Annotated in this window: 24 protein-coding genes; 11 read left to right on the top strand and 13 right to left on the bottom strand. The window is 56.2% G+C overall.

Features of this window, described 5'->3' with window-relative positions; all coding sequences use genetic code 11:
* Positions 1-170 precede the first annotated feature (170 nt).
* From cysK to crr, 4 genes are all read left to right on the top strand, one after another.
* The gene (gene cysK / locus PYR66_06500; protein ID WEF29363.1) at positions 171-1,142 is read left to right on the top strand and encodes a cysteine synthase A; all 972 of its coding nucleotides are present in this window, start codon (positions 171-173) and stop codon (positions 1,140-1,142) included.
* A gap of 379 nt (positions 1,143-1,521) precedes the next feature.
* The gene (ptsH, locus tag PYR66_06495) at positions 1,522-1,779 is read left to right on the top strand and encodes a phosphocarrier protein Hpr (protein WEF29362.1); all 258 of its coding nucleotides are present in this window, start codon (positions 1,522-1,524) and stop codon (positions 1,777-1,779) included.
* A 44-nt stretch (positions 1,780-1,823) separates the two neighbouring features.
* Positions 1,824-3,551 (top strand): phosphoenolpyruvate-protein phosphotransferase PtsI, encoded by a 1,728-nt coding sequence (gene ptsI / locus PYR66_06490; protein ID WEF29361.1) that lies wholly within the window; start codon positions 1,824-1,826, stop codon positions 3,549-3,551.
* Between the two features lie 42 nt (positions 3,552-3,593).
* Positions 3,594-4,103, top strand: coding sequence for a PTS glucose transporter subunit IIA (gene crr, locus PYR66_06485; protein WEF29360.1), 510 nt, complete (start codon positions 3,594-3,596; stop codon positions 4,101-4,103).
* A gap of 86 nt (positions 4,104-4,189) precedes the next feature.
* On the opposite strand, the gene pdxK is transcribed toward crr, so the two are convergent.
* Positions 4,190-5,053, bottom strand: a complete 864-nt coding sequence (gene pdxK, locus PYR66_06480; protein WEF29359.1) for a pyridoxine/pyridoxal/pyridoxamine kinase — start codon at positions 5,051-5,053, stop codon at positions 4,190-4,192.
* An 82-nt stretch (positions 5,054-5,135) separates the two neighbouring features.
* On the opposite strand from pdxK, the gene ptsJ reads away from it, so the two are divergent.
* Both ptsJ and PYR66_06470 read left to right on the top strand, forming a co-directional pair.
* On the top strand, positions 5,136-6,431 hold the full coding sequence (gene ptsJ, locus PYR66_06475; protein ID WEF29358.1) for a transcriptional regulator PtsJ: 1,296 nt from the start codon (positions 5,136-5,138) through the stop codon (positions 6,429-6,431).
* A gap of 17 nt (positions 6,432-6,448) precedes the next feature.
* A complete protein-coding gene (locus PYR66_06470) occupies positions 6,449-7,165 on the top strand; it encodes a type 1 glutamine amidotransferase (GenBank protein ID WEF29357.1) in 717 nt (238 codons plus the stop codon).
* A gap of 44 nt (positions 7,166-7,209) precedes the next feature.
* On the opposite strand, the gene cysM is transcribed toward PYR66_06470, so the two are convergent.
* The 5 genes from cysM to PYR66_06445 form a co-directional block, all read right to left on the bottom strand.
* The gene (cysM, locus tag PYR66_06465) at positions 7,210-8,121 is read right to left on the bottom strand and encodes a cysteine synthase CysM (GenBank protein WEF29356.1); all 912 of its coding nucleotides are present in this window, start codon (positions 8,119-8,121) and stop codon (positions 7,210-7,212) included.
* Positions 8,122-8,255: 134 nt separating this feature from the next.
* Complete coding sequence (gene cysA / locus PYR66_06460) at positions 8,256-9,350, bottom strand: sulfate/thiosulfate ABC transporter ATP-binding protein CysA (GenBank protein ID WEF29355.1); 1,095 nt, start codon at positions 9,348-9,350, stop codon at positions 8,256-8,258.
* Positions 9,340-10,215, bottom strand: coding sequence for a sulfate/thiosulfate ABC transporter permease CysW (gene cysW / locus PYR66_06455; GenBank protein WEF29354.1), 876 nt, complete (start codon positions 10,213-10,215; stop codon positions 9,340-9,342). The genes cysA and cysW overlap by 11 nt, the downstream gene beginning before the upstream one ends.
* A complete protein-coding gene (cysT, locus tag PYR66_06450) occupies positions 10,215-11,048 on the bottom strand; it encodes a sulfate/thiosulfate ABC transporter permease CysT (protein WEF29353.1) in 834 nt (277 codons plus the stop codon). Before cysT ends, cysW begins: the two co-directional genes overlap by 1 nt.
* Positions 11,048-12,064: a sulfate ABC transporter substrate-binding protein gene (locus PYR66_06445; protein WEF29352.1), complete on the bottom strand. Its 1,017-nt coding sequence runs from the start codon at positions 12,062-12,064 to the stop codon at positions 11,048-11,050. Before PYR66_06445 ends, cysT begins: the two co-directional genes overlap by 1 nt.
* 200 nt (positions 12,065-12,264) lie before the next feature.
* On the opposite strand from PYR66_06445, the gene PYR66_06440 reads away from it, so the two are divergent.
* Entirely contained in the window at positions 12,265-12,627 is a 363-nt protein-coding gene (locus PYR66_06440; protein WEF29351.1) for a DUF559 domain-containing protein, read from the top strand.
* Between the two features lie 725 nt (positions 12,628-13,352).
* Here the strand turns inward: PYR66_06440 and PYR66_06435 are convergent.
* The 4 genes from PYR66_06435 to PYR66_06420 form a co-directional block, all read right to left on the bottom strand.
* Positions 13,353-14,252: a Dyp-type peroxidase gene (locus PYR66_06435; protein WEF29350.1), complete on the bottom strand. Its 900-nt coding sequence runs from the start codon at positions 14,250-14,252 to the stop codon at positions 13,353-13,355.
* Positions 14,253-14,346: 94 nt separating this feature from the next.
* Positions 14,347-14,922 carry an RpoE-regulated lipoprotein gene (locus PYR66_06430; protein ID WEF29349.1) on the bottom strand — a complete coding sequence of 192 codons (576 nt, stop codon included), beginning with the start codon at positions 14,920-14,922 and terminating at the stop codon, positions 14,347-14,349.
* A gap of 61 nt (positions 14,923-14,983) precedes the next feature.
* Entirely contained in the window at positions 14,984-15,433 is a 450-nt protein-coding gene (locus PYR66_06425; GenBank protein WEF29348.1) for a DUF2919 domain-containing protein, read from the bottom strand.
* A complete protein-coding gene (locus PYR66_06420) occupies positions 15,420-15,845 on the bottom strand; it encodes a GNAT family acetyltransferase (GenBank protein ID WEF29347.1) in 426 nt (141 codons plus the stop codon). The genes PYR66_06425 and PYR66_06420 overlap by 14 nt, the downstream gene beginning before the upstream one ends.
* 211 nt (positions 15,846-16,056) lie before the next feature.
* On the opposite strand from PYR66_06420, the gene amiA reads away from it, so the two are divergent.
* Together amiA and hemF are read left to right on the top strand one after the other, a co-directional pair.
* Entirely contained in the window at positions 16,057-16,929 is an 873-nt protein-coding gene (gene amiA / locus PYR66_06415) for an N-acetylmuramoyl-L-alanine amidase AmiA (GenBank protein ID WEF29346.1), read from the top strand.
* A complete protein-coding gene (hemF, locus tag PYR66_06410; protein ID WEF29345.1) occupies positions 16,929-17,831 on the top strand; it encodes an oxygen-dependent coproporphyrinogen oxidase in 903 nt (300 codons plus the stop codon). Before amiA ends, hemF begins: the two co-directional genes overlap by 1 nt.
* An 80-nt stretch (positions 17,832-17,911) precedes the next feature.
* On the opposite strand, the gene maeB is transcribed toward hemF, so the two are convergent.
* A complete protein-coding gene (maeB, locus tag PYR66_06405; GenBank protein ID WEF29344.1) occupies positions 17,912-20,191 on the bottom strand; it encodes an NADP-dependent oxaloacetate-decarboxylating malate dehydrogenase in 2,280 nt (759 codons plus the stop codon).
* Between the two features lie 292 nt (positions 20,192-20,483).
* Between maeB and tal the strand changes: the two genes are divergently transcribed.
* Entirely contained in the window at positions 20,484-21,452 is a 969-nt protein-coding gene (tal, locus tag PYR66_06400; protein WEF29343.1) for a transaldolase, read from the top strand.
* Positions 21,453-21,459: 7 nt separating this feature from the next.
* A complete protein-coding gene (gene tkt, locus PYR66_06395) occupies positions 21,460-23,454 on the top strand; it encodes a transketolase (protein ID WEF29342.1) in 1,995 nt (664 codons plus the stop codon).
* Here tkt and PYR66_06390 read toward each other — a convergent pair.
* Together PYR66_06390 and nudK are read right to left on the bottom strand one after the other, a co-directional pair.
* Positions 23,444-24,490 (bottom strand): DUF1176 domain-containing protein, encoded by a 1,047-nt coding sequence (locus tag PYR66_06390; GenBank protein ID WEF29341.1) that lies wholly within the window; start codon positions 24,488-24,490, stop codon positions 23,444-23,446. The two genes, tkt and PYR66_06390, sit on opposite strands and share 11 nt — an antisense overlap.
* Positions 24,491-24,568: 78 nt before the next feature.
* Positions 24,569-25,165 carry a GDP-mannose pyrophosphatase NudK gene (nudK, locus tag PYR66_06385; protein ID WEF29340.1) on the bottom strand — a complete coding sequence of 199 codons (597 nt, stop codon included), beginning with the start codon at positions 25,163-25,165 and terminating at the stop codon, positions 24,569-24,571.
* Positions 25,166-25,275 lie beyond the last annotated feature (110 nt).

Raw genomic sequence — 25,275 nt, 5'->3', positions numbered from 1 at the left:
AAGCCTTTGATGGGGGCGGCTCACGCCGCTCCTTATTTCCCGCCTTATTCCTTCTCGCTCATCATTATTTCCCTTCAGCATATAGATATGCTAAATCCTTACTTCCGGATATTGTTTAAGCGGGTATGCTGAAGCCGTACCCCCAAATTTCATACAGTTAAGGACGGGCCATGAGTAAGATTTTTGAAGACAACTCCCTGACTATCGGTCATACGCCGCTGGTACGACTGAACCGCATCGGTAATGGCCGTATTCTGGCTAAGGTAGAATCTCGTAACCCGAGCTTTAGCGTTAAATGCCGTATCGGCGCCAATATGATTTGGGATGCCGAAAAACGCGGCGTACTGAAGCCAGGCGTGGAACTGGTTGAACCGACCAGCGGCAACACCGGTATCGCCCTCGCCTACGTCGCGGCCGCTCGTGGTTACAAGCTGACGCTGACCATGCCGGAAACCATGAGCGTAGAACGCCGTAAGCTGCTGAAAGCGTTGGGCGCCAATCTGGTGCTGACCGAAGGCGCGAAAGGCATGAAAGGCGCTATCCAGAAAGCGGAAGAAATCGTTGCCAGCAATCCGGAAAAATACCTGCTGCTGCAGCAGTTCAGTAACCCGGCAAACCCGGAAATTCACGAAAAAACCACCGGCCCGGAGATCTGGGAAGATACCGATGGTCAGGTCGATGTCTTTATTTCCGGCGTCGGCACCGGCGGCACGCTGACTGGCGTCGCTCGCTATATTAAAGGCACGAAAGGCAAAAAAGATCTGATTACCGTCGCCGTTGAGCCAACTGACTCCCCGGTTATCGCCCAGGCGTTGGCGGGTGAAGAGCTGAAACCAGGTCCACACAAAATTCAGGGTATCGGCGCTGGTTTTATCCCAGGCAACCTCGATCTGAAACTGGTTGATAAAGTGGTCGCCATCACCAACGAAGAGGCTATTTCCACCGCTCGTCGCCTGATGGAAGAAGAAGGCATTCTGGCCGGTATCTCTTCCGGCGCGGCTGTCGCCGCTGCGTTAAAGCTGCAGGAAGATGAAGCCTTTACCAATAAGAATATTGTGGTTATCCTACCGTCTTCCGGTGAGCGCTATTTAAGCACCGCGCTGTTTGCCGATCTCTTCACTGAGAAAGAACTGCAACAGTAATGCCAGTTTGTAAAAACAGTGTAAAAAAGCACCTTTCTGGGTGCTTTTTTGTGGCATAGCTCAAAGTTTTACCCCTCCTGGCATTGATTCACCTCGTAGGGTCTGGTATTTAACCAGCACATTTATTTTGAAGCGCGAAATTATTCAGATTTGGATTTCCGCAGGCTGAATCGATTTTATGATTTGGTTCAAGTCTTCCTTTCGCGGCATAATGTTTAATGAAGTGCTAGACGTCAACGGACTTAAGGTCCTCACAGTCGTTTCACTGCTGACGCCTTAGCCACACACGTAACGCCGGCGCTAACAATACAGGCTAAAGTTTAGTCGTTAGGCTAGACTTTAGGTCCACAACACTAAACCTATAAGTTGGGGAAATATAATGTTCCAGCAAGAAGTTACCATTACCGCTCCGAACGGTCTGCACACCCGCCCTGCTGCTCAGTTTGTTAAAGAAGCGAAAGGCTTCACTTCTGAGATCACTGTAACCTCCAACGGCAAAAGCGCCAGCGCAAAAAGCCTGTTCAAACTGCAAACTCTGGGCCTGACTCAGGGTACCGTTGTCACCATCTCCGCTGAAGGCGAAGATGAGCAAAAAGCAGTCGAGCATCTGGTTAAACTGATGGCTGAACTCGAGTAAGTTCACGGGTTCTTTTTAATATCAGTCACAAGTAAGGTAGGGTTATGATTTCAGGCATTTTAGCATCCCCGGGTATCGCTTTCGGCAAGGCTCTCCTGCTGAAAGAAGACGAAATTGTCATCGACCGGAAGAAAATTTCTGCCGATAAGGTTGATCAGGAAGTAGAACGTTTCCTGAGCGGCCGCACCAAGGCCTCCGCCCAGCTGGAGGTCATCAAAACCAAAGCTGGTGAAACTTTCGGTGAAGAAAAAGAAGCCATCTTCGAAGGGCATATTATGCTGCTGGAAGATGAGGAGCTTGAGCAGGAAATCATAGCCCTGATTAAAGATAAACTGATGACTGCCGACGCGGCGGCCAATGAAGTTATCGAAGGTCAGGCAACAGCACTGGAAGAGCTGGATGACGAATACCTGAAAGAGCGTGCTGCTGACGTACGCGACATCGGTAAGCGTCTGCTGCGCAACATTCTGGGCCTGGCAATCATCGATCTGAGCGCTATCGCGGATGAAGTCATCCTCGTGGCCGCCGATCTGACCCCGTCCGAAACAGCACAGTTGAACCTGAACAAGGTACTGGGTTTCATCACCGACGCGGGCGGCCGTACTTCCCACACCTCCATTATGGCGCGCTCTCTTGAGCTGCCAGCGATCGTGGGCACCGGTAGCGTAACGGCTCAGGTGAAAAACGGCGACTATCTGATTCTCGACGCGGTAAACAACCAGGTTCTGGTGAACCCGAGCAACGAAAAAATCGAAGAACTGCGCGCGCTGCAGACTCAGGTTGCTGAAGAGAAAGCAGAACTGGCGAAACTGAAAGATCTGCCGGCGATTACGCTGGACGGTCATCAAGTTGAAGTTTGCGCCAACATCGGTACCGTTCGCGACGTCGAAGGCGCTGAGCGCAACGGCGCGGAAGGCGTAGGCCTGTACCGTACTGAATTCCTGTTCATGGACCGCGATTCTCTGCCGACTGAAGAAGAACAGTTCGCAGCGTACAAAGCGGTTGCCGAAGCGTGCGGCTCTCAGGCCGTGATCGTTCGCACCATGGACATCGGCGGCGATAAAGAGCTGCCGTACATGAACTTCCCGAAAGAAGAGAACCCGTTCCTCGGCTGGCGTGCCGTGCGTATCGCGATGGATCGTAAAGAGATCCTGCGCGACCAGGTTCGCGCTATCCTGCGCGCCTCCGCTTTCGGCAAACTGCGCATCATGTTCCCGATGATCATCTCCGTTGAAGAAGTGCGCGCACTGAAGAAAGAGATTGAGATCTACAAACAGGAACTGCGTGACGAAGGTAAGGCATTTGATGAATCCATTGAGATCGGCGTCATGGTGGAAACCCCGGCCGCTGCAACCATTGCTCGTCATTTAGCCAAAGAAGTTGATTTCTTTAGTATCGGAACCAATGATTTAACGCAATATACTCTGGCAGTTGACCGTGGTAATGATATGATTTCGCATCTTTACCAGCCAATGTCACCATCCGTGCTGACTCTGATCAAGCAAGTTATTGATGCTTCTCATGCAGAAGGCAAATGGACTGGCATGTGCGGTGAGCTTGCGGGCGATGAACGTGCTACACTTCTGTTGCTGGGTATGGGGCTGGACGAGTTCTCTATGAGCGCCATTTCCATCCCGCGCATCAAGAAGATTATTCGTAACACGAACTTCGAAGATGCGAAAGTATTAGCAGAGCAGGCTCTTGCTCAACCGACGACGGACGAGTTGATGGCGCTGGTTAACAAGTTCATTGAAGAAAAAACAATCTGCTAATCCACGAGATGCGCGGCCCAAATTACTGCTTAGGAGAAGATCATGGGTTTGTTCGATAAACTGAAATCTCTGGTTTCTGATGACAAAAAAGACACCGGAACTATTGAGATTGTTGCTCCGCTCTCTGGCGAGATCGTCAACATCGAAGACGTGCCGGATGTGGTTTTTGCGGAGAAAATTGTGGGTGATGGCATTGCCATCAAACCTACTGGCAACAAAATGGTTGCGCCGGTAGATGGTACCATCGGTAAAATTTTTGAAACCAACCATGCTTTCTCTATTGAATCCGATAGCGGCATTGAGCTGTTTGTTCACTTCGGTATTGATACTGTTGAACTGAAAGGCGAAGGCTTCAAGCGTATCGCTGAAGAAGGTCAACGTGTGAAAGTCGGCGACCCGGTTATCGAATTCGATCTGCCGCTGCTGGAAGAAAAAGCCAAGTCTACCCTGACTCCGGTGGTCATCTCCAACATGGACGAGATCAAAGAGCTGATCAAACTGTCCGGTAGCGTCACCGTCGGTGAAACTCCGGTTATCCGCATCAAGAAGTAATTCTCGCTTGCAGAAAAAATGGCGCCTGAAGGCGCCATTTTTTTATGTTCTCCGGCAGCACTGCCCGCTCGCCCATGCTTTCATCGTTATTGCGCTCCCGGCGGCGGTAAAATCAGCTCGTCGCAACCTTGCCGATCGGTCCAGGTCATCACCGACAGCACTCGTTGCGCGGCGGCGCGAGTGGCATCGCCAAGCGCCATATTACGCACCAGATGGCTAATAAGTTCAGCGCAGAACAGATCGCCTGTACCTTTCAGGTCGGTTTCCACACGCGGATGCGCCACGACTTCCACCGTTTCCTCCGTCACTACCAGCACGTTGATGGTCGAGGCATCTGCTCCAGGAGCACTGGTAATCACCACCCATTTCAAAGTTTCAGAAAGCAGACTGCGTGCGGCAATCACCGCGTCCTGCTGGTTGCGGCACGGCATGCCGCTAAGCGTTTCAAGTTCAAACAGATTCGGCGTGATACCCTGCGCCAGCGGCAGCAGGTGGCGGCGATAAGCCTCGGGAATTTCCGCTTTCACATAGATGCCGCTATCGACATCGCCAATCACCGGATCGACCAGGATGCAGAGATCGGGATGGCGCTCGCGAATACGCTGAAGCCACTGCGCCAACAGCGCAATCTGCCCGGCGCTGCCCATATAACCGGTCGTAACCGCCCGCAGTTCACGTAGCGCATCGCGCTCCTCCAGCGCCTGCAAATAGCCGCTAAACCACTCCTCCGGGATCACTCCGCCATAGAAGGTATCGTAGTGCGGCGTATTGCTGAACAACACCGTCGGCACCGCCATCACCCGCAATTCATGCTGCTTGATCGCCGGTACCGCGATACTGTTGCCGACGCTGCCGTATATTACCTGCGATTGCACGGCCACAATATCGACCTCCAGCGCCCGGCTGCGGTCGTTAAAGAGCACGGACTGTATTTCGTCTTGCTGACTCATCCTTTCTCCCCCCGCTGGACAGCGGGTCATACTCTGATTATCATTCGTCCTATGCTAAAATTCATTTTGTCATAGGTCAATAATGTTCACCGGAAAAACCGCAAGCGAGATTTTCGACAACATCCGTCACCTGGTGCAGAGCGGCGCGTTGCAACCCGGTGAGGTGCTGCCGCCGGTGCGCGAGCTGGCAGGCGATCTCGCGGTCAACCGCAATACCGTCGCCGCGGCCTACAAACGTCTGGTGACCTCCGGGCTTGCCGTCAGCCAGGGGCGCAACGGTACGGCTATTAAGGCGCTGGATACCCTGAACGCGCTGGAGGGCGGCGATCCGACAACATCGCTGATAGATATCTCCGGCGGCAATCCGGACCCGCAACGTCTACCTGACATTCGCCGTTATCTCCCACAGTTGGCGCTCACTCCGCACTTATACGGCGATGCCGCCGTCGAGCCGCGTCTGGCTGGCTGGGCAAGCGAGTGGATCGGCCACGATATTGACCCACCATTTGACATCAATCTGACCAGCGGTGCGATTGACGCCCTTGAGCGCCTGCTCGGCGCGCTGCTGTTGCCGGGCGACGGCGTCGTGGTGGAAGATCCCTGCTTTCTGAGTAGTATCAATATGCTGCGTTACGCCGGTTTCCAGCCCCGCCCGGTCGCCGTCGACGCCGAAGGGATCAACCCTGAGGAACTCGAAGCAGCCCTACACAACGGCGCCCGGGCGGTGATCCTCACCCCTCGCGCTCATAACCCGACCGGCTGCAGTTTGACGCCCGCTCGGGCGGAAGCGATCCACGCCGTTCTCGCCCGCTATCCGCAAGTGCTGGCGATCGTCGACGATCATTTTGCCCCGCTCTCCTCGGTACACTGGCACAACCCATTGCCTGAAGGCATTCAGCGCTGGGCGCTGGTACGCTCAATGTCCAAAACGCTGGGGCCGGATTTGCGGCTGGCGATTGTCGCCAGCGATCCGACAACCTCGGCAGCACTACGTCTGCGACTGAATGCCGGCAGCCAGTGGGTCAGCCACCTGCTGCAAGAGCTGGCGTTAGCCTGCCTGAATGATAGCGCCTTTATCTCCTCCCTGACTGCGAGCCAGCGCCACTATCGACAGCAAAATCAACGGCTCGCCGCTGCGCTGTCCCGTCTCGGCGTTGGCGACTATTCGCCGGGCGATGGGCTTAATTTCTGGCTACCGTTATCCGTCCCCAGCCAGCCGCTGGCGCTGCGTCTGGCCAGAGCCGGTTGGCTGGTTCGCGAAGGTGAAGCCTTTGGCGTGAAAGCACCCGCGCACGGCCTACGTTTATCACTGGGCGCATTGACCGAGGCGCAAATTGAAAAACTCGCGCACGATTTATCGCTCGTCTTACCCTCTTAGCCACTGGAGTTTGTGTTATGCGGATCCATTTTATTGTTCATGAGGTTTTTGAAGCCCCCGGCGCTTATCTCCACTGGGTTAACGCGCGCGGCTATCAGGCCCGCTGGTCACGGGTGTACGCGGGCGATCCACTGCCGGCGAATGCGGAAGGTTTTGATATGCTGGTGGTGCTCGGCGGCCCGCAGTCGCCACGAACCACCCTTGCAGAATGCCCATGGTTTGACAGTCATGCCGAACAAAACCTGATTGCTCGGGCGATTGCCGCCGGGCGTATCGTGGTCGGGGTTTGCCTCGGCTCGCAGCTGATTGGCGAAGCGCTGGGGGCGCCAGTGATGTCGAGCCCGGAAAAAGAGGTGGGTCACTACCCTATCACCCTCACCACCGCCGGACGGCAGGATGACAATATTGCCCATTTCGGCCCCTCGTTAGTGGTCGGCCATTGGCATAACGATATGCCAGGCCTGACGCCGGTAGCGGAAGTGCTGGCCTCCAGCGAAGGTTGTCCGCGACAAATCGTCAAATACGGCGAGCGAGTCTACGGCTTCCAGTGCCATATGGAGTTTGATGCGGAGGTGATTGCGCTATTAATTGAACACTCGCAGCAAGAACTCGCCGCCGCAAAGGGTAAGCGCTTTATTCGCACGGAAGATGAGATGCGTCACTGGGATTACCGCGACATGAATCAACAGCTGTGGGCGTTTCTTGATAAGCTGACGGCGAAATACGCCCGCTAACCTAACCGGCCTCCATGCCTGATATGGAGGCCGTCATCCAATGATTAGATGCCCGCGCCCTGGCTAAAGTGTTCCTCGCCGAAAACGCCGGTTGAGAGATAGCGATCGCCGCGATCGCAGATGATCGCCACCACCACCGCGCCAGGGTTGTCGCGGGCGATGCGCAACGCCCCGGCGACCGCGCCGCCTGAACTGACGCCGCAGAAAATCCCTTCCCGCACCGCCAACTGGCGCATGGTGTTCTCCGCGTCCTGCTGATGAATATCAAGGACCTGATCCACCAGCGAGGCGTTAAAAATCCCCGGCATATACTCTTGCGGCCAGCGGCGAATCCCCGGAATGCTGCTGCCCTCTTCCGGCTGCAGGCCGACAATGCTCACCGGCTTTGTCTGTTCGCGCAGAAAACGCGATACGCCGGTAATGGTGCCGGTCGTCCCCATGCTGGAGACGAAGTGGCTGATGCGCCCACCGGTCTGCTGCCAGATTTCCGGCCCGGTGGTCGTGTAATGGGCGTATGGGTTATCCGGGTTATTGAACTGATCCAACAACTTACCTTCGCCACGCTCGGCCATCGCCGCCGCCAGATCGCGAGCGCCCTCCATCCCCTGTTCTTTGCTGACCAGAATCAGCTCAGCACCGTAGGCGCGCATCGCGGCGCGGCGCTCCTGGCTCATGTTATCCGGCATCAGCAGCTTCATGTGATAGCCTTTCAACGCGGCGATCATCGCCAGCGCGATACCGGTATTACCGCTGGTCGCTTCGATCAGCACGTCGCCAGGTTTAATTTCACCGCGCTTTTCCGCTTCGACGATCATCGACAGCGCGGCGCGGTCTTTTACTGAGCCCGCCGGGTTATTACCTTCCAGCTTAAGCCAAATTTCACTGCCGTTATCCGGCCCCAGACGTTGTAATTTCACCAGCGGCGTATTGCCGATTGTTTGCTCTAATGTATTCACGGTTTTTGCCCAATAAAAAGGCCGGGGAGAGTTTACCCGGCCTGCAAATGTCCCCGGATGGTGACGCATCGCGTCTTATCCGGGCGACTAAATCCTGCCGTTGCGAAACAGCGATAAACTTGCGGATTAAGCTATCAGGCCGACTCGGCCAGAGCAAGCTCGCCGCGCGGCTCGATACGCTCGGTGCCGTGATACAGACGCGCATTCTGTAGCCCGACAAACAGACGTTCGCCGCGGGACGGCGCCTCATCGCCCGCCAGTACAACGGCTAGCGGTTCGTCATACCACCCAAGAGGTTGTACGACTAATTGGGTGTAGTGTCCCTTCGGGCTGGCTTCCAGTACCTGCACCGGCAACGGTGAATCAAGGCTGGTGCGGCGGCTGATATCCACTTCCCACGGGCGCAGGAACAGATCGACCGGCCCCTGGTATGCCGGGGTATAGCCTAACGGCCAGCGATGGGCGCCGACGTGGAACTGACCTCCGCGAATGGTGCCCTGCAGGCGGTTAACCTCGCCCATAAACTCCAGCACGAAACGGGTAGACGGCTCGCGCCATACGCGCTCAGGCGCATCAGCCTGCTCGATGTTGCCCTGACTCATCACCACCACCCGGTCAGCGACTTCCATCGCTTCTTCCTGGTCGTGGGTGACGAACACGCTGGTGAACTTCAGCTCCTCATGCAGCTGACGCAGCCAGCGGCGTAGCTCTTTACGCACTTGAGCATCCAGCGCGCCAAAAGGTTCATCCAGCAGCAGAATTTGCGGCTCAACCGCCAACGCGCGCGCCAACGCGACGCGCTGCTTCTGGCCGCCGGAAAGCTGCGCCGGGTAGCGGTCGGCCAGGTGCGCCAACTGCACCATTTCCAGCAGTTTAGTCACTTTCGCTTTAATCGCCGCCGCGTTGGGACGTTCGCGACGCGGCAGCACGGTCAGGCCAAAGGCGATATTATCGAATACCGTCATATGGCGGAACAGCGCGTAATGCTGGAAAACGAAGCCCACTTTACGATCGCGGGCGTGCATCCGGCTAACATCGGTGCCGTGAAAACGAATATGGCCGCTGGATTGATGTTCCAACCCGGCGATAATCCGCAGTAACGTGGTTTTACCGGAACCAGACGGCCCCAGCAACGCAACCATTTGCCCGGAAGGGATATCCAGCGAGATATCATTTAGCACCTGGGTGCGACCAAACGATTTCTTAATATTGGCAATCTCAATGCTCATGATTTCCCTCCTGTTGCGCGCGTTTTTCCTGATTGGCCAGACGCCATTGCAACATACTCTTTAAAAACAGGGTCAGAATAGCCATTAACGTCAGCAGGGCGGCGGCGGTAAACGAACCGACGGTATTGTAGTCCTGCTCCAGTAATTCAATTTGCAGCGGCAGCGATAACGTCTCGCCGCGAATCGAGCCGGAAACCACCGACACCGCGCCGAATTCGCCGATGGCGCGAGCGTTGGTTAACACCACGCCATACAGCAGCGCCCAACGGATATTCGGCAGCGTGACCCGGCGGAACATCTGCCAACCGGAAGCGCCAAGCAGGATCGCCGCTTCATCTTCGTTGCTGCCCTGGCTCATCATCACCGGCACCAGCTCGCGCACCACAAATGGGCAGGTGACGAAAATCGTCGCCAGCACCATCCCCGGCCAGGCGAACATCACCTGCAGGTTATGTTCATCAAGCCAGCCGCCGAGCGGGCCGTTGGAACCGTAAAACAGTAAATAAACCAGCCCCGCCACCACCGGCGAGACGGCAAATGGAATATCCAGCATCGTCAGCAGCAGCTGACGCCCCGGGAAGGTAAAGCGCGTCACCAACCACGCCAGCAGCGTACCGAACACCAGGTTCACCGGCACGGTAATCAATGCAATCATCACCGTCAGCCAGATAGCGTGCAGCATGTCCGGGTTGGCCAGGTTTTCCAGCACCGGCATGAGCCCTTTGCTGAAAGCCTGAACAAAGATGTAAACCATCGGCACCACGAGGATGAAGGCGGATACCAGCATCCCGACGCCGATCAGAAACCATTTACCCCAGTTGATACGGGGCGCGTCGTAACGCTTTAATTGAGTAACTTCCGCCATTAGTGACCTACCACACGTCGACCAAAGCGACTCTGCAAAGTGTTGATGGAGAATAACAGCAGCAACGAAGCCGCCAGGATCACCGAAGCAATTGCGCTCGCCGCCGGGTAATCAAACTCCTGCAAACGAATGAAGATCATCAGCGAGGTCACTTCCGTTTTCCACGCGATGTTGCCGGCGATAAAAATCACCGCGCCGAATTCACCGAGGCTACGGGTAAACGACAGCGCGATCCCCGCCAGCAGCGCAGGCGACAGCTCAGGCAGCACCACTTTGCGGAAGCTCTGCAGCCGCGTCGCGCCGAGGGTTTCCGCCGCTTCTTCATATTCCGGCCCGAGCTCTTCCAGCACCGGTTGAACGGTGCGCACCACAAACGGGATGCTGGTAAAGGCCATCGCCACCGCGATGCCGAGCCAGGTATAAGTCACTTTAATATCTAACTTCGCCAACCATTCGCCGTAAAAGCCGTTGACGGAAAACAGCGAAGCCAGCGTCAGGCCAGCCACCGCCGTCGGCAGCGCAAACGGCAGATCCATTAAGGCGTCCAGCAGCGTGCGGCCCGGGAAGCGATAGCGGGTCAGGATCCATGCCATCAGCAGGCCGAACACGCCGTTAAAAATCGACGCCACGAATGCCGACAACAGCGTCACTTTATAGGCCGCCACCACCTGTGGGTTAGTGATGACGTCCCAGTACTGCGCCCAGCTCATCTGCGCCAACTGCATGACCAACGCGCTGAGCGGCAACAACAGAATCAGACAAACAAACAGCAGGCTGGTGCCGAGACTCAGGGTAAAGCCCGGCAGCACGCGCTTGGACGACACAGCAAACATTACTTACGCCCCGCCGCCAGCAGTTTGTCCAGCTCGCCGCCGCTGGTGAAGTGGGTTTTCATCACTTCAGGCCAGGAGCCAAACTGGTCTTCCACGCGGAACAGTTCAGTCTGCGGGAATTTGTCTTTCAGCGTCGCCATCACTTTCGGATCGTTCACGCGATAGTAGTAATCGGTGATGATGGTCTGCGCCTGCGGGCTATAGAGATAGTTCAGGTAAGCTTTCGCCGCTTTTTCAGTACCGTTGGCTTTGACGTTTTTGTCCACCCACGCCACCGGGAATTCGGCGAGAATATTGACCTTCGGCACCACTACTTCAAAGCCCTGCGCTTCATACTGTTTGCGGATGTTGTTCACTTCCGATTCAAAGGTAATCAGCACGTCGCCCAGCCCGCGCTCGACGAAGGTGGTGGTCGCGCCGCGGCCGCCGGTATCAAACACTTCGACGTTTTTCAGGAACTGGGTCATAAACTGTTCGGTTTTAGCTTTATCGCCGCCATCCGCTTTATCCGCCGCGCCCCATGCCGCCAGGTAGGTATAACGCGCATTACCGGACGTTTTTGGATTCGGGAACACCAGTTTCACGTCCGGACGTACCAGATCGTTCCAGTCGTGGATATTTTTCGGGTTGCCCTTACGCACCAGGAAAGCCATGGTGGAATAGAACGGCGAGCTATTATTCGGCAGACGACTCTGCCAGTTAGCCGGGATCAGATTGCCTTTGTCATGGAGAATCTGTACGTCGGTCACCTGGTTATAGGTCACCACGTCAGCCTTCAGGCCTTGCAGAATCGCCAACGCCTGCTTTGACGAACCGGCATGCGACTGTTTGATGGTCAGCTTGTCGCCGCCATTCTCTTTTGCCCACTGCTGCTCAAAAGGCGGGTTAAGGGCGGCAAACAGCTCGCGGGAAACATCATAGGAACTGTTCAGCAGTTCAGTCGCCTGCGCCTGCGCGACCAGCAGCATGGAAGCCGCCAGCGCCAGATATCCTTTTTTCAGTGATTTAACGGCCATTGCGCACCCTTATCGAAATTGATCATTGACTGATGATCATCATATTTATAACGAGTACGAAAGGAGTAACGGTTTTATATACCGTTTGGCGATTTGGAAGTCGAAAAGAGAATAAGCAACTGGCAAAGCTTTGCTGAAGCGTGCTTCCAGAATCGGGATGACATTCTGACAAGCGTCTGGCAAACAGGCACAGTGCCATCATGAAAAGCCCCCAGATATTAGCTCGCCAGCTCAGGCGTAGCTTGACACCCGCAGAACGTCGACTGTGGTATTTACTTCGCGACCGGCGCTTTGCTCGCTACAAGTTTCGCCGCCAGCATCCCGTTGGTCCCTATATCATTGATTTCGCCTGTTGCGCAGTACGGCTGGCGATAGAGCTGGATGGCGGTCAACACGATGAGAGAAGCGTTTACGATGCTCGTCGCACCCGCTGGCTGCAGAGTCAGGGATGGCGAGTTTTACGCTTCTGGAATAATGAGTTTGAAGATTATGAGGATGCAGTGATGGAAAGGATACTTGAAGCGCTTAAGTCGCCGATACCCTCACCCCGGCCCTCTCCCTGAGGGAGAGGGAGAAAAGCAGTCGGCGCTCGAACTCATCAACAACGCCGATAGCTCCCCTCTCCCCTGTGGGGAGAGAGTTAGAGTGAGGGGGAAAGGCAATAGGCGCCCGAACTCACCAGCAACGCCGATCGATCCCCTCTCTCCTGTGGGGAGAGGGTTAGGGGGAGAGGGTTAGGGTGAGGGGGAAAGGCAGTCGGCGCTCAAGCTCACCAACAATGCCGGCCGCTCCCCTCTCCCCTGTGGGGAGAGGGAGAAAGGCAGTCAGCGCTCGAACTCACCAGCAACGCCGATCGCTCCCCTCTCTCCTGTGGGGAGAGGGTGAGGGTGAGGGGGAAAGGCAGTCGGCGCTCAAGCTCACCAACAATGCCGGCCGCTCCCCTCTCCCCTGTGGGGAGAGGGTTAGGGTGAGGGGGAAAGGCAATCGGCGCTCGAACTCATCAACAACGCCGATCGCTCCCCTCTCCCCTGTGGGGAGAGGGTTAGGGTGAGAGAGAAAGGCAGTCGGTGCTCGCACTCACCAACAACGCCGGTCGCTCCCCTCTCCCCTGTGGGGAGAGAGTGAGGGGGAAAGGCAGTCGGCGTTCGCACTCACCAACAACGCCGATCGCTCCCCTCTCCCCTGTGGGGAGAGAGTGAGGGGGAAAGGCAGTCGGCGCTCAAGCTCACCAACAATGCCGATCGCTCCCCTCTCCCCTGTGGGGAGAGGGTTAGGGTGAGGGGGAAGTTTACAGCGCCTGCAGCCTGTCCAGCGACGGTGCGAAGTAATAACCACCGGTCACCGGCTTAGTGAAGCGCAGCATCGCATCGCGTTTACCGTCGGTATCGCCAAACATGCTCAACAGCTGCTGCTCAATGTTATACAGGCGCGCGCAGTAGGCGCAGAAGTAGAGGCCATTGGTACCGCTGGCGGTGCCGTACGGCAGGCTCTGGCGGACAATCTTCAGTCCTTTGCCATCTTCTTTTAAGTCAACGCGGCTCAGATGCGAGGTGGCCGGACGATCGTCGCCGTCGATCTCTTCGTTGGCTTCTTTGGTGCGGCCAATCATCATCTCCTGATCCGGCACGCTCATGCGGTTCAACTGCTTGAGATTGTGCTCCCAGCGTTGGACGAACACGTAGCTACCGCCCGCGTCAACGCCGTCTTTGATCACCGCAACATCACGGCGGGTTTCTTCCCCTGCCGGGTTTTCGGTACCATCGACGAAGCCGCTCAGGTCGCGCTCTTCAATCCAGCGGAAACCGTGGATTTCTTCCTTTACCTCAATGGCGTCGCCGAAAGCGGCCATCGCCGCCTGCGCCACGGAGAAGTTAACTTCATGGTGGGCGGATAAAATATGAATGAGCACGTCATACTGCGTGGATGGCGCCAACCCTTTGCCGTAGACCGGGAAATTTTTTAACTCATCCGCCCCTTCGCCGCCGCTCAGCTGACGCCAGACGTTATTGCCGAACGCCACTACGGCGCCCAGTTGGGCATCGGGGAATTTCGCCTGGAAAGTGGCGATTTTATCGACAAAGACTTTGCTCGCTTCGCGCAGGGCGTTAACGTCCCCTTTGATATTGGCTTCAATCCAAATCGCCGCGCGGCAATGTTCCGGCAAAATGCCGCTCTGAACCTGAGACATCGCTCCTCCTGAAATGATGCAACCACAACGCTATCGCATTGCTAACACGCCATTGTAACCGTTTTTATCCGCCCACGGGTCTCTTCAGATCAAATTAGCGACGCCAGATAATTTTGCTGACTTTCCAGTTTTTCAGGGTATCGTCAGACGGCATCAGCTCATCCGGGCCGCTCCAGTGGCCGGTAAAGGCGTAGCTAATGTGCTGGCTGTCTTTGGCCTTACATTCCACCACCGCGCCGTTATCGCTGACGCCCTTCTCGCAGTTGCCGAACGCTTTGCTGTACAGGTCGCTAAACGGCGTGCCGATTTTCACGCCACTGGCTGCCGGGATATTGCTATCCCGCACGTCGATGCGGCTCACCGTTCCGCCGTCGCCGTTTATGGTCAGCGCCAGCTTGTCGTCTTTCAGCGCTTCAAAATATTGTACGATTTTGCCATCAGCGGTTTTCATTCCGCTGCGCAGGCGGTAGCTGCCGCCCAGCGCATCGCTTATCGCCTGTTCATTCAACGGCGTTGCAGCCGTCAGTTTGCCCACCCCCTGTTCGGTGACCTCATTTGAGGAACCAAACCAGTTCCACGGATAGGCAGCCGACCAGTTCACCGCGCTCATCGTCGAGCAGCCGGTTAGCGCCAGCGGAAGCGCGCAGAGCATGAAACGTAGCGATTTCATAAGACAATCCTTTCTGATTAATTCAACGCATGTTGGAGTACGCGATCGGCAAAAAGTGCCATTAAAGCGCCTCAAGGCGAAAACAGGCGCGCAGTCTACGACTGGTTATTAACCACCAGAGCGCGTAAAGATCGGCCGCCAGCAAGGCGATGGTGAGCGCGGAAGGCGCCTCACCGGAAAACCACAGCCACGGTTGCCAGGCTAACAACAGCGCCTGCGAAATAATCAGCAGCCAACGCATCAGTGGCCAAATTCGGGGAAAACGTTGACGCTGGCCGCTCAGCAGAAACGCCAGTACCGCTGGCACGCCAGGTACGAGCCCCAGCCAGAAGTTATCATGATCGGGATAGAACAGGCTAAGCAGCGCGTCGCCCTGCTGGCGCGATGCGCCGGCCATTAAGAACAACACCCAGGTGCGCGCCTGCAGCAACAGGACGCACCAGAAGAGAAAAGGCAAGCGTAACCGACCCTGAGCATCGTAATCGGCAGGAATAAACTCAGTATTCTTCATCTTCAATCAGGCGCTTACCCAGGGTCAATACATCCGAGTGCTCGTAGCCGAGACGCTCATACATCCCCTGCACAACATCATTGTCATCACGCACCATAATTGAAATTTTCGGGCAACCACGGGCAATCAGCTTCTTTTCCAGCCGGTTGAGCAACGCATTGGCAATGCCGCGACCGCGGTATTCCGGATGTACGCCAAGATAGTAAGCAGAGCCACGGTGGCCATCGTAACCCCCCATGACCGTCCCGACGACCTCGCCGTTGACTTCCGCAACCAGAAACAGGCTCACGTCGTGGTTGAGCTTACGCTCGATATCCATTTCAGGATCGTTCCATGGGCGCAGAAGATCGCAGCGCTCCCAAAGGGTGATCACTTCTTCGAAATCCTGCTGGCGAAAAACGCGTATCTCCATGGTATTCCCCACCATTTACGGTTAAAAACAGTGATTATGGCGCGAATATGACTGATAGCCAATATCAGGCGAAATCATCAGCAAAAAATGGCATAATATGACTTTGTCATGTATTGAAATGAAAAGTAAAACAATTCTTATTTTGAGTGGTCGTAACGGGAAACGCGATACGATATAACATTGGACATCACTTGTTTACAATTCAGGCCGAATGAGCACTTTTAAACCATTAAAAATACTTGCTTCGCGCCGTCAGGTGCTGAAAGCAGGACTGGCTGCCATGACGCTTACCGGAGTCGTTTCTCAGGTCAGTGCAAAAGAACAGCCGTTAAAAACAACCAATGGACACAGCAAACCCGCCGCTAAAAAGGCTGGCAGTAAACGCATCGTCATGCTCGACCCAGGCCACGGCGGAATTGATACCGGCGCGATTGGTCATAACGGTTCGAAAGAGAAACATGTGGTGCTGGCGATTGCCAAAAACGTGCGCAGCATTCTGCGCAGCAATGGCATTGATGCCCGCCTGACGCGCAGCGGCGATACGTTTATCCCACTGTACGATCGCGTTGAAATCGCTCATCAGCATGGCGCGGATCTGTTTATGTCCATCCACGCCGACGGCTTTACCAACCCCAGCGCGGCTGGCGCATCTGTCTTTGCGCTCTCCAATCGCGGCGCCAGTAGCGCCATGGCGAAATATCTGTCTGACCGGGAAAACCGCGCCGATGAGGTCGCCGGGAAAAAAGCGACGGATAAAGACCATCTTCTGCAGCAAGTCTTGTTCGATCTGGTACAAACCGACACCATCAAGAACAGCCTGACGCTTGGCTCGCATATTCTGAAAAGAATTAAGCCGGTGCATAAACTGCACAGCCGCAATACCGAGCAGGCCGCCTTCGTGGTGCTGAAGTCCCCTTCTATTCCATCTGTACTGGTCGAAACATCGTTCATTACCAACCCGAATGAAGAAAAGCTGCTTGGCACCACCGCGTTTCGGCAGAAGATCGCCGACGCCATCGCTTCCGGTATTATTAGTTATTTCCACTGGTTCGATAACCAGAAAGCGCATTCGAAGAGACGTTAATGAAACCCGATGTACAGCAGGTAAAGGCCTTTCTCCTCCAGCTCCAGGACGCCATATGCGCCAGACTTTCCGCCGTTGACGGCAAGGATTTTGTCGAAGATAGCTGGCAGCGTGAAGGCGGCGGCGGTGGTCGCAGTCGGGTTTTGCGCGACGGTGGTGTGTTTGAGCAGGCCGGTGTTAACTTCTCGCACGTCCACGGCGATGCCATGCCCGCGTCAGCGACCGCACACCGCCCGGAACTGGCTGGACGTAGCTTCGAGGCCTTGGGCGTCTCGCTGGTGATCCATCCGCATAACCCCTATGTGCCGACCAGCCACGCTAACGTCCGTTTTTTCATTGCTGAAAAACCCGGCGCCGACCCGGTTTGGTGGTTCGGCGGCGGATTCGATTTAACGCCTTATTACGGCTTTACCGACGATGCCGTTCACTGGCACCGCACCGCCCGCGATCTGTGCCAGCCGTACGGCAACGAGGTCTATCCGCGTTATAAAAAATGGTGTGACGACTACTTCTTCCTCAAGCACCGTAACGAGCAGCGCGGTATCGGCGGCCTGTTCTTTGATGATTTGAATACCCCGGATTTCGACCACTGCTTCGCGTTTATGCAGGCAGTCGGTAATGGCTTCAGCGAAGCCTATCTGCCGATCGTCGAGCGCCGCAAAGCGACGCCTTACGGCGAGCGCGAGCGCAATTTCCAGCTCTATCGTCGCGGGCGTTACGTGGAATTCAATTTGGTGTGGGATCGCGGTACGCTGTTTGGCCTGCAGACCGGTGGGCGCACGGAGTCGATCCTGATGTCGATGCCACCGTTGGTACGTTGGGAGTATGATTACCACCCACAGGCAGGTAGCCCGGAAGCGGCGCTGAGCGAGTTTATAAAAGTGAAAGACTGGCTCCTGTAGCCCGGCCAAGCGAAGCGCCGCCGGGGTTAGCCCGGAGCCATCCCCGGGGTCGGCGCGAACGCCTCGCCCGGGTTACATTGTTACAGCGGCTGAGTCTGCGCTTCTACTACCGCCAGCGCGACCATATTGACGATACGGCGTACAGAAGCAATCGGCGTCAGAATATGTACCGGCTTGGCGATCCCCATCAGTACCGGACCGACGGTCACCCCTTCAGAACTGGAGACGCGCAGCAGGTTGTAGCTGATACGCGCAGCTTCCATATTCGGCATGACCAGGATATTCGCCGCGCCTTTCAGCGGGCTATCCGGCATGCGATCGTTACGGATGCTCTCTACCAGCGCCGCATCGCCATGCATTTCGCCATCAATCATCAGATCCGGCGCGCTCGCTTTCACCAGTTCCAGCGTTTTACGCATTTTGCTGGCCGACGGGCAATCCGCGGAACCAAAGTTAGAGTGCGACAGCAGCGCCACGCGCGGTTCGATACCGAAGCGGCGTACGCTTTCCGCCGCCATCAGGGTAATTTCCGCCAGCTCTTCCGGCGATGGATCGTGGTTGACGTAGGTATCGGCGATAAAGGTGTTGCCGCTTGGCAGCAGCAGCGCGTTCATCGCCCCACCGGTGTTCACGCCGTCGCGGAAGCCGAACAGCGGCTGCACCACGCGGTAGTGCTCGTGATAGTCGCCGATGGTGCCGCAGATCATCGCATCCGCTTCACCGCGATGCACCATGATGGCGCCAATCACTGACGAATTGCTAATCACCGCCCGCTGCGCCTGCTCCTGGGTAATGCCACGGCGCTTCATCAGTTGATAGTACTCGCTCCAGTACTCTTTAAAGCGCGGATCGGATTCATTGTTGACGATTTCGAAATCGACGCCTGGCTTGATCTGCAGACCCAGTTTCTGGATGCGCATTTCAATCACGCTCGGGCGGCCCACGAGAATAGGCTTCGCCAATCCCAGAGAAACCAGCTCCTGCGTCGCATGCAGCACGCGGGTTTCTTCACCTTCCGCCAGCACCACGCGCTTCGGCTGTTTACGCGCCTGCGAGAAGATTGGCTTCATAAACAGATTGGTTTTATAAACGAACTCGCTCAACTTCTCGATATAGGCATCAAAGTCGGCAATCGGGCGCGTCGCGACACCGGAATCCATCGCGGCTTTCGCGACCGCCGGGGCGATCTTAACGATCAGACGTGGATCGAACGGTTTCGGAATAATGTATTCCGGACCGAAGCTCAGATCCTGATCGCCGTAGGCGGAGGCCACCACTTCGCTCTGCTCGGCATGCGCCAGCTCGGCGATGGCGTGAACCGCCGCCAGCTTCATCTCTTCGTTGATTGCCGTCGCGCCAACATCCAACGCGCCGCGGAAGATGAACGGGAAGCACAGCACGTTGTTCACCTGGTTTGGATAATCGGAACGACCGGTACAGATGATGACATCATCGCGCACTTCCTTCGCCAGTGGCGGCAGGATTTCCGGCTCCGGGTTGGCTAGCGCAAGAATCATCGGCGCGCGCGCCATTTTTTTCACCATCGCCGGGGTCAATACTTTCGGGCCAGAGCAGCCAAGGAAAATATCGGCGCCGTCGATAACGTCCTCAAGGGTACGTTTACCGTCGTCTTCCACTGCATAAGCCGCTTTGGTTTCCGCCATGTTGGCTTCGCGGTTTTTGTAGATAACGCCTTTCGAGTCGCAGACCACGATATTGTGCTTCTGCATCCCCAGCGCTACCAGCAGGTTCATACAAGCAATGGCTGCCGCACCCGCGCCGGATACTACCATCCGTACATCGGAGAGGTTTTTCTCTACGACGCGAAGGCCGTTAAGAATTGCCGCGGTGCTGATGATCGCCGTACCGTGCTGATCGTCGTGGAACACTGGAATATTCATGCGCTCACGCAGCTTCTGCTCAATGTAGAAACATTCCGGCGCTTTAATATCTTCGAGGTTGATCCCGCCGAACGTTGGCTCCAGCGCGGCGACCACGTTAATGAATTTATCCGGATCCAACTCGTCAACTTCGATATCGAAAACATCAATACCGGCGAATTTCTTAAACAGTACGCCCTTACCTTCCATCACCGGCTTACCCGCCAGCGCGCCGATGTTACCTAAACCGAGGACGGCGGTACCGTTGGAGACGACCGCCACAAGGTTGCCGCGGGCGGTGTATTTATAAGCGGCCAAAGGATCCTTCTCGATTTCCAGGCACGGCGCGGCAACGCCCGGAGAATATGCCAGCGCCAGATCGCGCTGGGTCGCCAGAGGCTTGGTCGGCGACACCTGAATTTTCCCGGGGACCGGGAACTCGTGGAAATCGAGGGCGCTTTGTTTCAACTGCTCATCCATTTTATGGTTCCTTTCACGTATCGAATCGTAGGGGTAAAGCGTGATGACGAGCCGGCGGCCCGCCTTAAGGCGGTACTTAGTATCTCGCCTGACGGCTTCATAAACTTTGAAGGCCGCCAAACTCTTGCCATCACAAAGGTCTGGTTGTTATCAATTTATAATGTTTATGTAACCTAGTTTCGAGGTCAATGATAGTCCCGTCTGCTATGCTTTTTAGTTATGAACCTCATTAAGCTCTCTGCCGCACAACGACAAGAACTCATGCAACATATTGTTTCAGGAGTACTTATTCATGAATCAGCTAGACAGCATCAAACAATTCACCACCGTTGTCGCCGACAGCGGCGATATTGAATCTATCCGTCATTACCAACCGGAAGACGCGACCACCAACCCCTCCCTACTCTTAAAGGCCGCCGGACTGGATAATTACGCCGGGCTTATCGACGACGCCATCGCCTGGGCCAGCAAGCAGGGCGGCAGCCGCGAAGATCAAGTGGTTCACGCCTGCGATAAACTGGCGGTTAACTTCGGGGCGGAAATTCTCAAAAGCATCCCCGGGCGCGTCTCAACCGAAGTCGATGCCCGCCTCTCCTTTAATCGCGAAAAGAGCATGGCGAAAGCCCGTCATCTGGTCGAGTTGTATAAAGAAATGGGCATTGATAAGTCGCGGATCCTGATAAAGCTAGCCTCCACCTGGGAAGGGATTCGTGCGGCGGAAACGCTGGAGAAAGAAGGCATCCATTGCAACATGACGCTGCTGTTCTCTTTCGCCCAGGCCCGCGCCTGTGCCGAAGCCGGGGTATTTCTGATTTCACCGTTCGTCGGGCGTATTTACGATTGGTACCAGGCGCGCCAACCACTGGATCCCTACGTGGTAGATGAAGACCCGGGGGTGAAATCGGTGCGCAATATCTATGACTACTTCAAACAGCATAAATACAACACCATCGTCATGGGCGCCAGTTTCCGCCGCACTGAACAGATTCTGGCGCTGGTCGGCTGCGACCGGTTAACCATCGCCCCGCCCTTGTTAAAAGAGCTGCAGGCCAGCGACGCGCCGGTGGTACGTAAACTGATTCCCGCTCACCAGATCCTGCCGCGCCCGGTTCCGCTGAGCGAAGCGGAATACCGCTGGGAGCATAACCAGGATCCGATGGCGGTCGATAAGCTGGCAGAAGGTATTCGCCAGTTCGCCGTCGATCAACGCAAACTGGAAGATCTGCTTGCGGCAAAACTGTCATCCTTTGTCACGGAGTAAAACGACTATGTCCCGAAGAGAGCTTGCCAACGCTATTCGCGCCCTGAGCATGGACGCTGTCCAGAAAGCCAATTCCGGCCACCCCGGCGCCCCCATGGGCATGGCGGATATTGCCGAGGTGCTATGGAATGATTTTCTCAAACACAACCCGGAAAACCCGCACTGGTACGATCGCGACCGCTTTATTTTATCCAACGGCCACGCCTCGATGTTGCTGTATAGCCTGCTACATCTGACTGGCTACGACCTGCCGATAAACGAGCTAAAAAACTTTCGCCAGCTGCACTCGAAAACGCCGGGTCACCCGGAGCATGGCCATACCCCGGGCGTTGAAACCACCACCGGGCCGCTCGGCCAGGGGCTGGCCAACGCCGTCGGGATGGCGATCGCCGAACGCACGCTGGCGGCGCAGTTTAACCGCCCGGGACATGACATTGTCGATCATTACACCTGGGTCTTCATGGGCGACGGCTGCTTGATGGAGGGGATTTCGCACGAGGCCAGTTCGCTGGCGGGCACTTTAGGGTTAGGCAAGCTTATCGGCTTCTACGATCACAACGGCATCTCCATCGACGGTCACGTTGAAGGCTGGTTCACCGACGATACCGCCGAACGCTTCCGTGCCTATCACTGGCACGTGGTCGCCGATATTGACGGCCATGACCCGCAGGCAGTAAAGCAGGCGATCGTCGAAGCGCAGGCGGTGAAAGATAAGCCATCGCTGATTATTTGCCGTACGGTGATCGGCTTCGGCTCGCCGAATAAAGCCGGCTCCGAAGAGTCGCACGGCGCAGCATTAGGAGAAAAAGAGGTGGCGCTGGCCCGCGAACAACTGGGCTGGGAATACCCACCCTTTGAAATCCCGAAAGAAATTTATCAAGCCTGGGATGCGCGCCCGCGCGGCGAGCAGGCCGAACACGCGTGGGATGACAAGTTCGCCGCCTACCAGCAGCAGTACCCCGAGCTGGCGGCGGAACTGAAACGCCGCATGGAAGGCGAATTGCCAACGGGCTGGCAAAAAACAGCCCACGATTATGTGGCGAAACTGCAATCGGAACCGGCGAAGATCGCCAGCCGCAAGGCTTCACAAAACACGCTCAACGCCTTTGGCCCCGGATTACCGGAGTTGCTCGGCGGTTCTGCCGACCTGGCGCCAAGCAACCTGACGATCTGGTCCGGCTCAAGGTCTCTCAAAGAGGATCTGGCCGGGAACTATCTCCACTACGGCGTACGCGAGTTCGGCATGACCGCCATCGGCAATGGTATCGCCCTGCACGGCGGTTTTATTCCCTACACGTCAACCTTCCTGATGTTCGTCGAATACGCACGCAACGCCGCGCGCATGGCGGCGCTGATGAAGGCCCACCAGATTATGGTCTATACCCATGACTCGATCGGCCTTGGCGAAGACGGTCCGACGCACCAGGCGGTTGAGCAACTGGCGAGCCTGCGCTTAACGCCGAACTTCAGTACCTGGCGTCCTTGCGATCAGGTGGAAACCGCTGTCGCCTGGCAGGCGGCTATCGAACGCCGTGACGGCCCCACTGCGCTTATCCTCTCACGGCAAAATCTGGCGCAAATGGCCCGCACGCCGGAACAGGTGCAGGAAATCGCCCGCGGCGGCTATGTGCTGAAGGATGCGGGCGGCAAGCCGGATCTGATTCTTATCGCCACCGGTTCGGAGATGGAAATTACCGTTCAGGCAGCGGAGACGCTACTGGCGAGCGGCGTGAACGTGCGGGTGGTGTCTCTGCCGTCCACTGATGTGTTTGATGCCCAGGACGAGGCCTGGCGAGAGTCGGTACTGCCGTCCAATGTCAGCGCCCGCGTCGCCGTTGAAGCCGGTATTGCCGATTACTGGTATAAATATGTCGGCTTAAAAGGCGCGATTGTCGGCATGACCCGCTACGGCGAATCTGCCCCTGCCGACAAGCTATTCCCGTTCTTCGGCTTTACCGCCGAGCATATCGTCGCGGTCTGCAACAAACTGCTTAACGGGTGATCCACAGCGTGGGCCAGGCATCTGGCCCCTGCCAGTTATCACACTGCGGCTGCTGAGCATAGCGCGTCAAATTGAACCGCTGGCCGTCATAGCGCCAGCGGGTTTGAATCCCGCAATCGCCCGGTGCGCGACCTTTATCGATGGTCACCAGTTCATGACGCTTTTCATCGAAACTGGCGTTAATCAATTCAACATCGCGCGATGTATCGCCGGGCGGCTGGAAAGGCAGCGTCAGGCGAACCTGGCGGGAAAGATGCGGCGTTTTGCGCGACACCAGCCAGGCCAACCAGACGGTGTTGTAGGCACCCGCTTCACAGCTGGTCATCAACAGAACTTTATCATCGGTCAGCGCAGTGACGCGGATTTCGCGGCGGAAAGGATCAAGCGAACAAGGGCTGGCGTTCATCCGCTCATTACCGTAATCCATCAGCTCGTTAAGCTCATCGCGGCTCAACGGCGACTGCGCCACTTCGGCTTTCCCCACGGTACGCAGCGCTGGCGCTGGCGGGACGCTGAGCGGCGGTTCTTCGCCTTTACCCACCCACGCGGTTTCGCTGCCGACCCGCTTTTGCCGATTATCAATAAATAGCAGCGCGGCTTTTAACCCCTGCAGCGAAATGTTTTGCAGACCATTTTGCAGGGTAATTTCTTTCCCCTCCTGCACCTGTTGCAGGAAAGCGTCGATGCTGACGCTATCGCCGGTTTTAATCAGCTTGTCGGCAATTTGCCAGTGTTTGCCATCAAAATGCAGCGGCTTACCGTCAAGCTGTAAACGCGGGCCTATCGCCGCCAGCGCGGCGACCGGATTGCCGACACCACCAAGCTCTATGCGCAGGCCGGCGTCGGTCGCCGCCCCCGCGCTGCGACTCAACGTCATCACCAGTCCATGATGCAGACCGACGTTGCGGGTGATGCAAAAATTTTGATTGTTACAGGTGACCTGCCAATCGCCGAACAACTGCTGAGCCGGCGCCGCCCACACCAACGACGTCGGCAGGAAACCGAAAAGCAGCAATATTAAGACCCGATAAAACATGAGCGGCGCAATCCCGAAGTGTATCTGACAGAGTGATTTTTTATTTCACCGTTATCATCAGCACTGGCGGGGTTTTGCTCAATCAGATTTATCAGAGATCCCCGACATCAGGCCGGAATTTTGCAGGTATTGCAGCAGGATCACCGCTTTGCCATCCTGGATTTCGCCGTTGGCGACCATCTGCAGCGCCTGGGTAAACGGCAGCTCCAGCACCTCGATCGCTTCATCGTCCACCCCGCCGCCGCCGTTGGCGCGCTGCGCTTCGCTGTATTCAGCGATAAAGAAATGAATCAGTTCAGTCACGCCGCCGGGTGACATATACAGCTCAAACACTTTACGCGCCTCCCCCACCTGATAACCGGTTTCTTCGATGGCCTCTTTGCGGATACACACCTCCGGCTCGTCGTTATCCAGTAGCCCGGCGCAGGTTTCAATCAGCATGCCGTCCTGGTTACCGTTCACCCAGGTCGCAACGCGGAACTGACGTACCAGCACCACGCTCTGCTTGCTGCGGTTGTAGAGCAGCACCGTGGCGCCATTGCCGCGATCGTAAACCTCGCGTTTGTGGCGCACGACGCTACCGTCATGGCGCGTCAGCTCATAGGTCATGTTGCGCAGCAGGAAGTAGTTTTCGGACAGAATTTTATCTTTAATGACGTGAATATTGAGTGACATGCAAACTCCGCAGCGTGAAATGACCTCGTCATACTACATGACTTTCATTACCTGATATCACAGTTGCTGAAAAATGGTCATTTGCCCGGAAATCGGCTTTTCTCGCCATA

It is taken from the genome of Klebsiella aerogenes (assembly GCA_029027985.1).
GTDB lineage: Bacteria > Pseudomonadota > Gammaproteobacteria > Enterobacterales > Enterobacteriaceae > Klebsiella > Klebsiella aerogenes_A.
Note: the sequence above shows the minus strand (reverse complement) of the source record. Positions and strands in the feature narration are given on the sequence as shown.

Coding starts and splice junctions, on each gene's coding strand:
- ptsI (WEF29361.1), top strand. CDS start 1,824: ATGATTTCAGGCATTTTAGCATCCCCGGGTATCGCTTTCGGCAAGGCT.
- nudK (WEF29340.1), bottom strand. CDS start 25,165: ATGTCACTCAATATTCACGTCATTAAAGATAAAATTCTGTCCGAAAAC.
- ptsH (WEF29362.1), top strand. CDS start 1,522: ATGTTCCAGCAAGAAGTTACCATTACCGCTCCGAACGGTCTGCACACC.
- PYR66_06420 (WEF29347.1), bottom strand. CDS start 15,845: ATGGAGATACGCGTTTTTCGCCAGCAGGATTTCGAAGAAGTGATCACC.
- pdxK (WEF29359.1), bottom strand. CDS start 5,053: ATGAGTCAGCAAGACGAAATACAGTCCGTGCTCTTTAACGACCGCAGC.
- hemF (WEF29345.1), top strand. CDS start 16,929: ATGAAACCCGATGTACAGCAGGTAAAGGCCTTTCTCCTCCAGCTCCAG.
- PYR66_06445 (WEF29352.1), bottom strand. CDS start 12,064: ATGGCCGTTAAATCACTGAAAAAAGGATATCTGGCGCTGGCGGCTTCC.
- ptsJ (WEF29358.1), top strand. CDS start 5,136: ATGTTCACCGGAAAAACCGCAAGCGAGATTTTCGACAACATCCGTCAC.
- PYR66_06430 (WEF29349.1), bottom strand. CDS start 14,922: ATGAAATCGCTACGTTTCATGCTCTGCGCGCTTCCGCTGGCGCTAACC.
- tal (WEF29343.1), top strand. CDS start 20,484: ATGAATCAGCTAGACAGCATCAAACAATTCACCACCGTTGTCGCCGAC.
- PYR66_06425 (WEF29348.1), bottom strand. CDS start 15,433: ATGAAGAATACTGAGTTTATTCCTGCCGATTACGATGCTCAGGGTCGG.
- PYR66_06435 (WEF29350.1), bottom strand. CDS start 14,252: ATGTCTCAGGTTCAGAGCGGCATTTTGCCGGAACATTGCCGCGCGGCG.
- crr (WEF29360.1), top strand. CDS start 3,594: ATGGGTTTGTTCGATAAACTGAAATCTCTGGTTTCTGATGACAAAAAA.
- cysA (WEF29355.1), bottom strand. CDS start 9,350: ATGAGCATTGAGATTGCCAATATTAAGAAATCGTTTGGTCGCACCCAG.
- cysK (WEF29363.1), top strand. CDS start 171: ATGAGTAAGATTTTTGAAGACAACTCCCTGACTATCGGTCATACGCCG.
- tkt (WEF29342.1), top strand. CDS start 21,460: ATGTCCCGAAGAGAGCTTGCCAACGCTATTCGCGCCCTGAGCATGGAC.
- PYR66_06440 (WEF29351.1), top strand. CDS start 12,265: ATGAAAAGCCCCCAGATATTAGCTCGCCAGCTCAGGCGTAGCTTGACA.
- maeB (WEF29344.1), bottom strand. CDS start 20,191: ATGGATGAGCAGTTGAAACAAAGCGCCCTCGATTTCCACGAGTTCCCG.
- amiA (WEF29346.1), top strand. CDS start 16,057: ATGAGCACTTTTAAACCATTAAAAATACTTGCTTCGCGCCGTCAGGTG.
- PYR66_06470 (WEF29357.1), top strand. CDS start 6,449: ATGCGGATCCATTTTATTGTTCATGAGGTTTTTGAAGCCCCCGGCGCT.
- cysT (WEF29353.1), bottom strand. CDS start 11,048: ATGTTTGCTGTGTCGTCCAAGCGCGTGCTGCCGGGCTTTACCCTGAGT.
- cysW (WEF29354.1), bottom strand. CDS start 10,215: ATGGCGGAAGTTACTCAATTAAAGCGTTACGACGCGCCCCGTATCAAC.
- PYR66_06390 (WEF29341.1), bottom strand. CDS start 24,490: ATGTTTTATCGGGTCTTAATATTGCTGCTTTTCGGTTTCCTGCCGACG.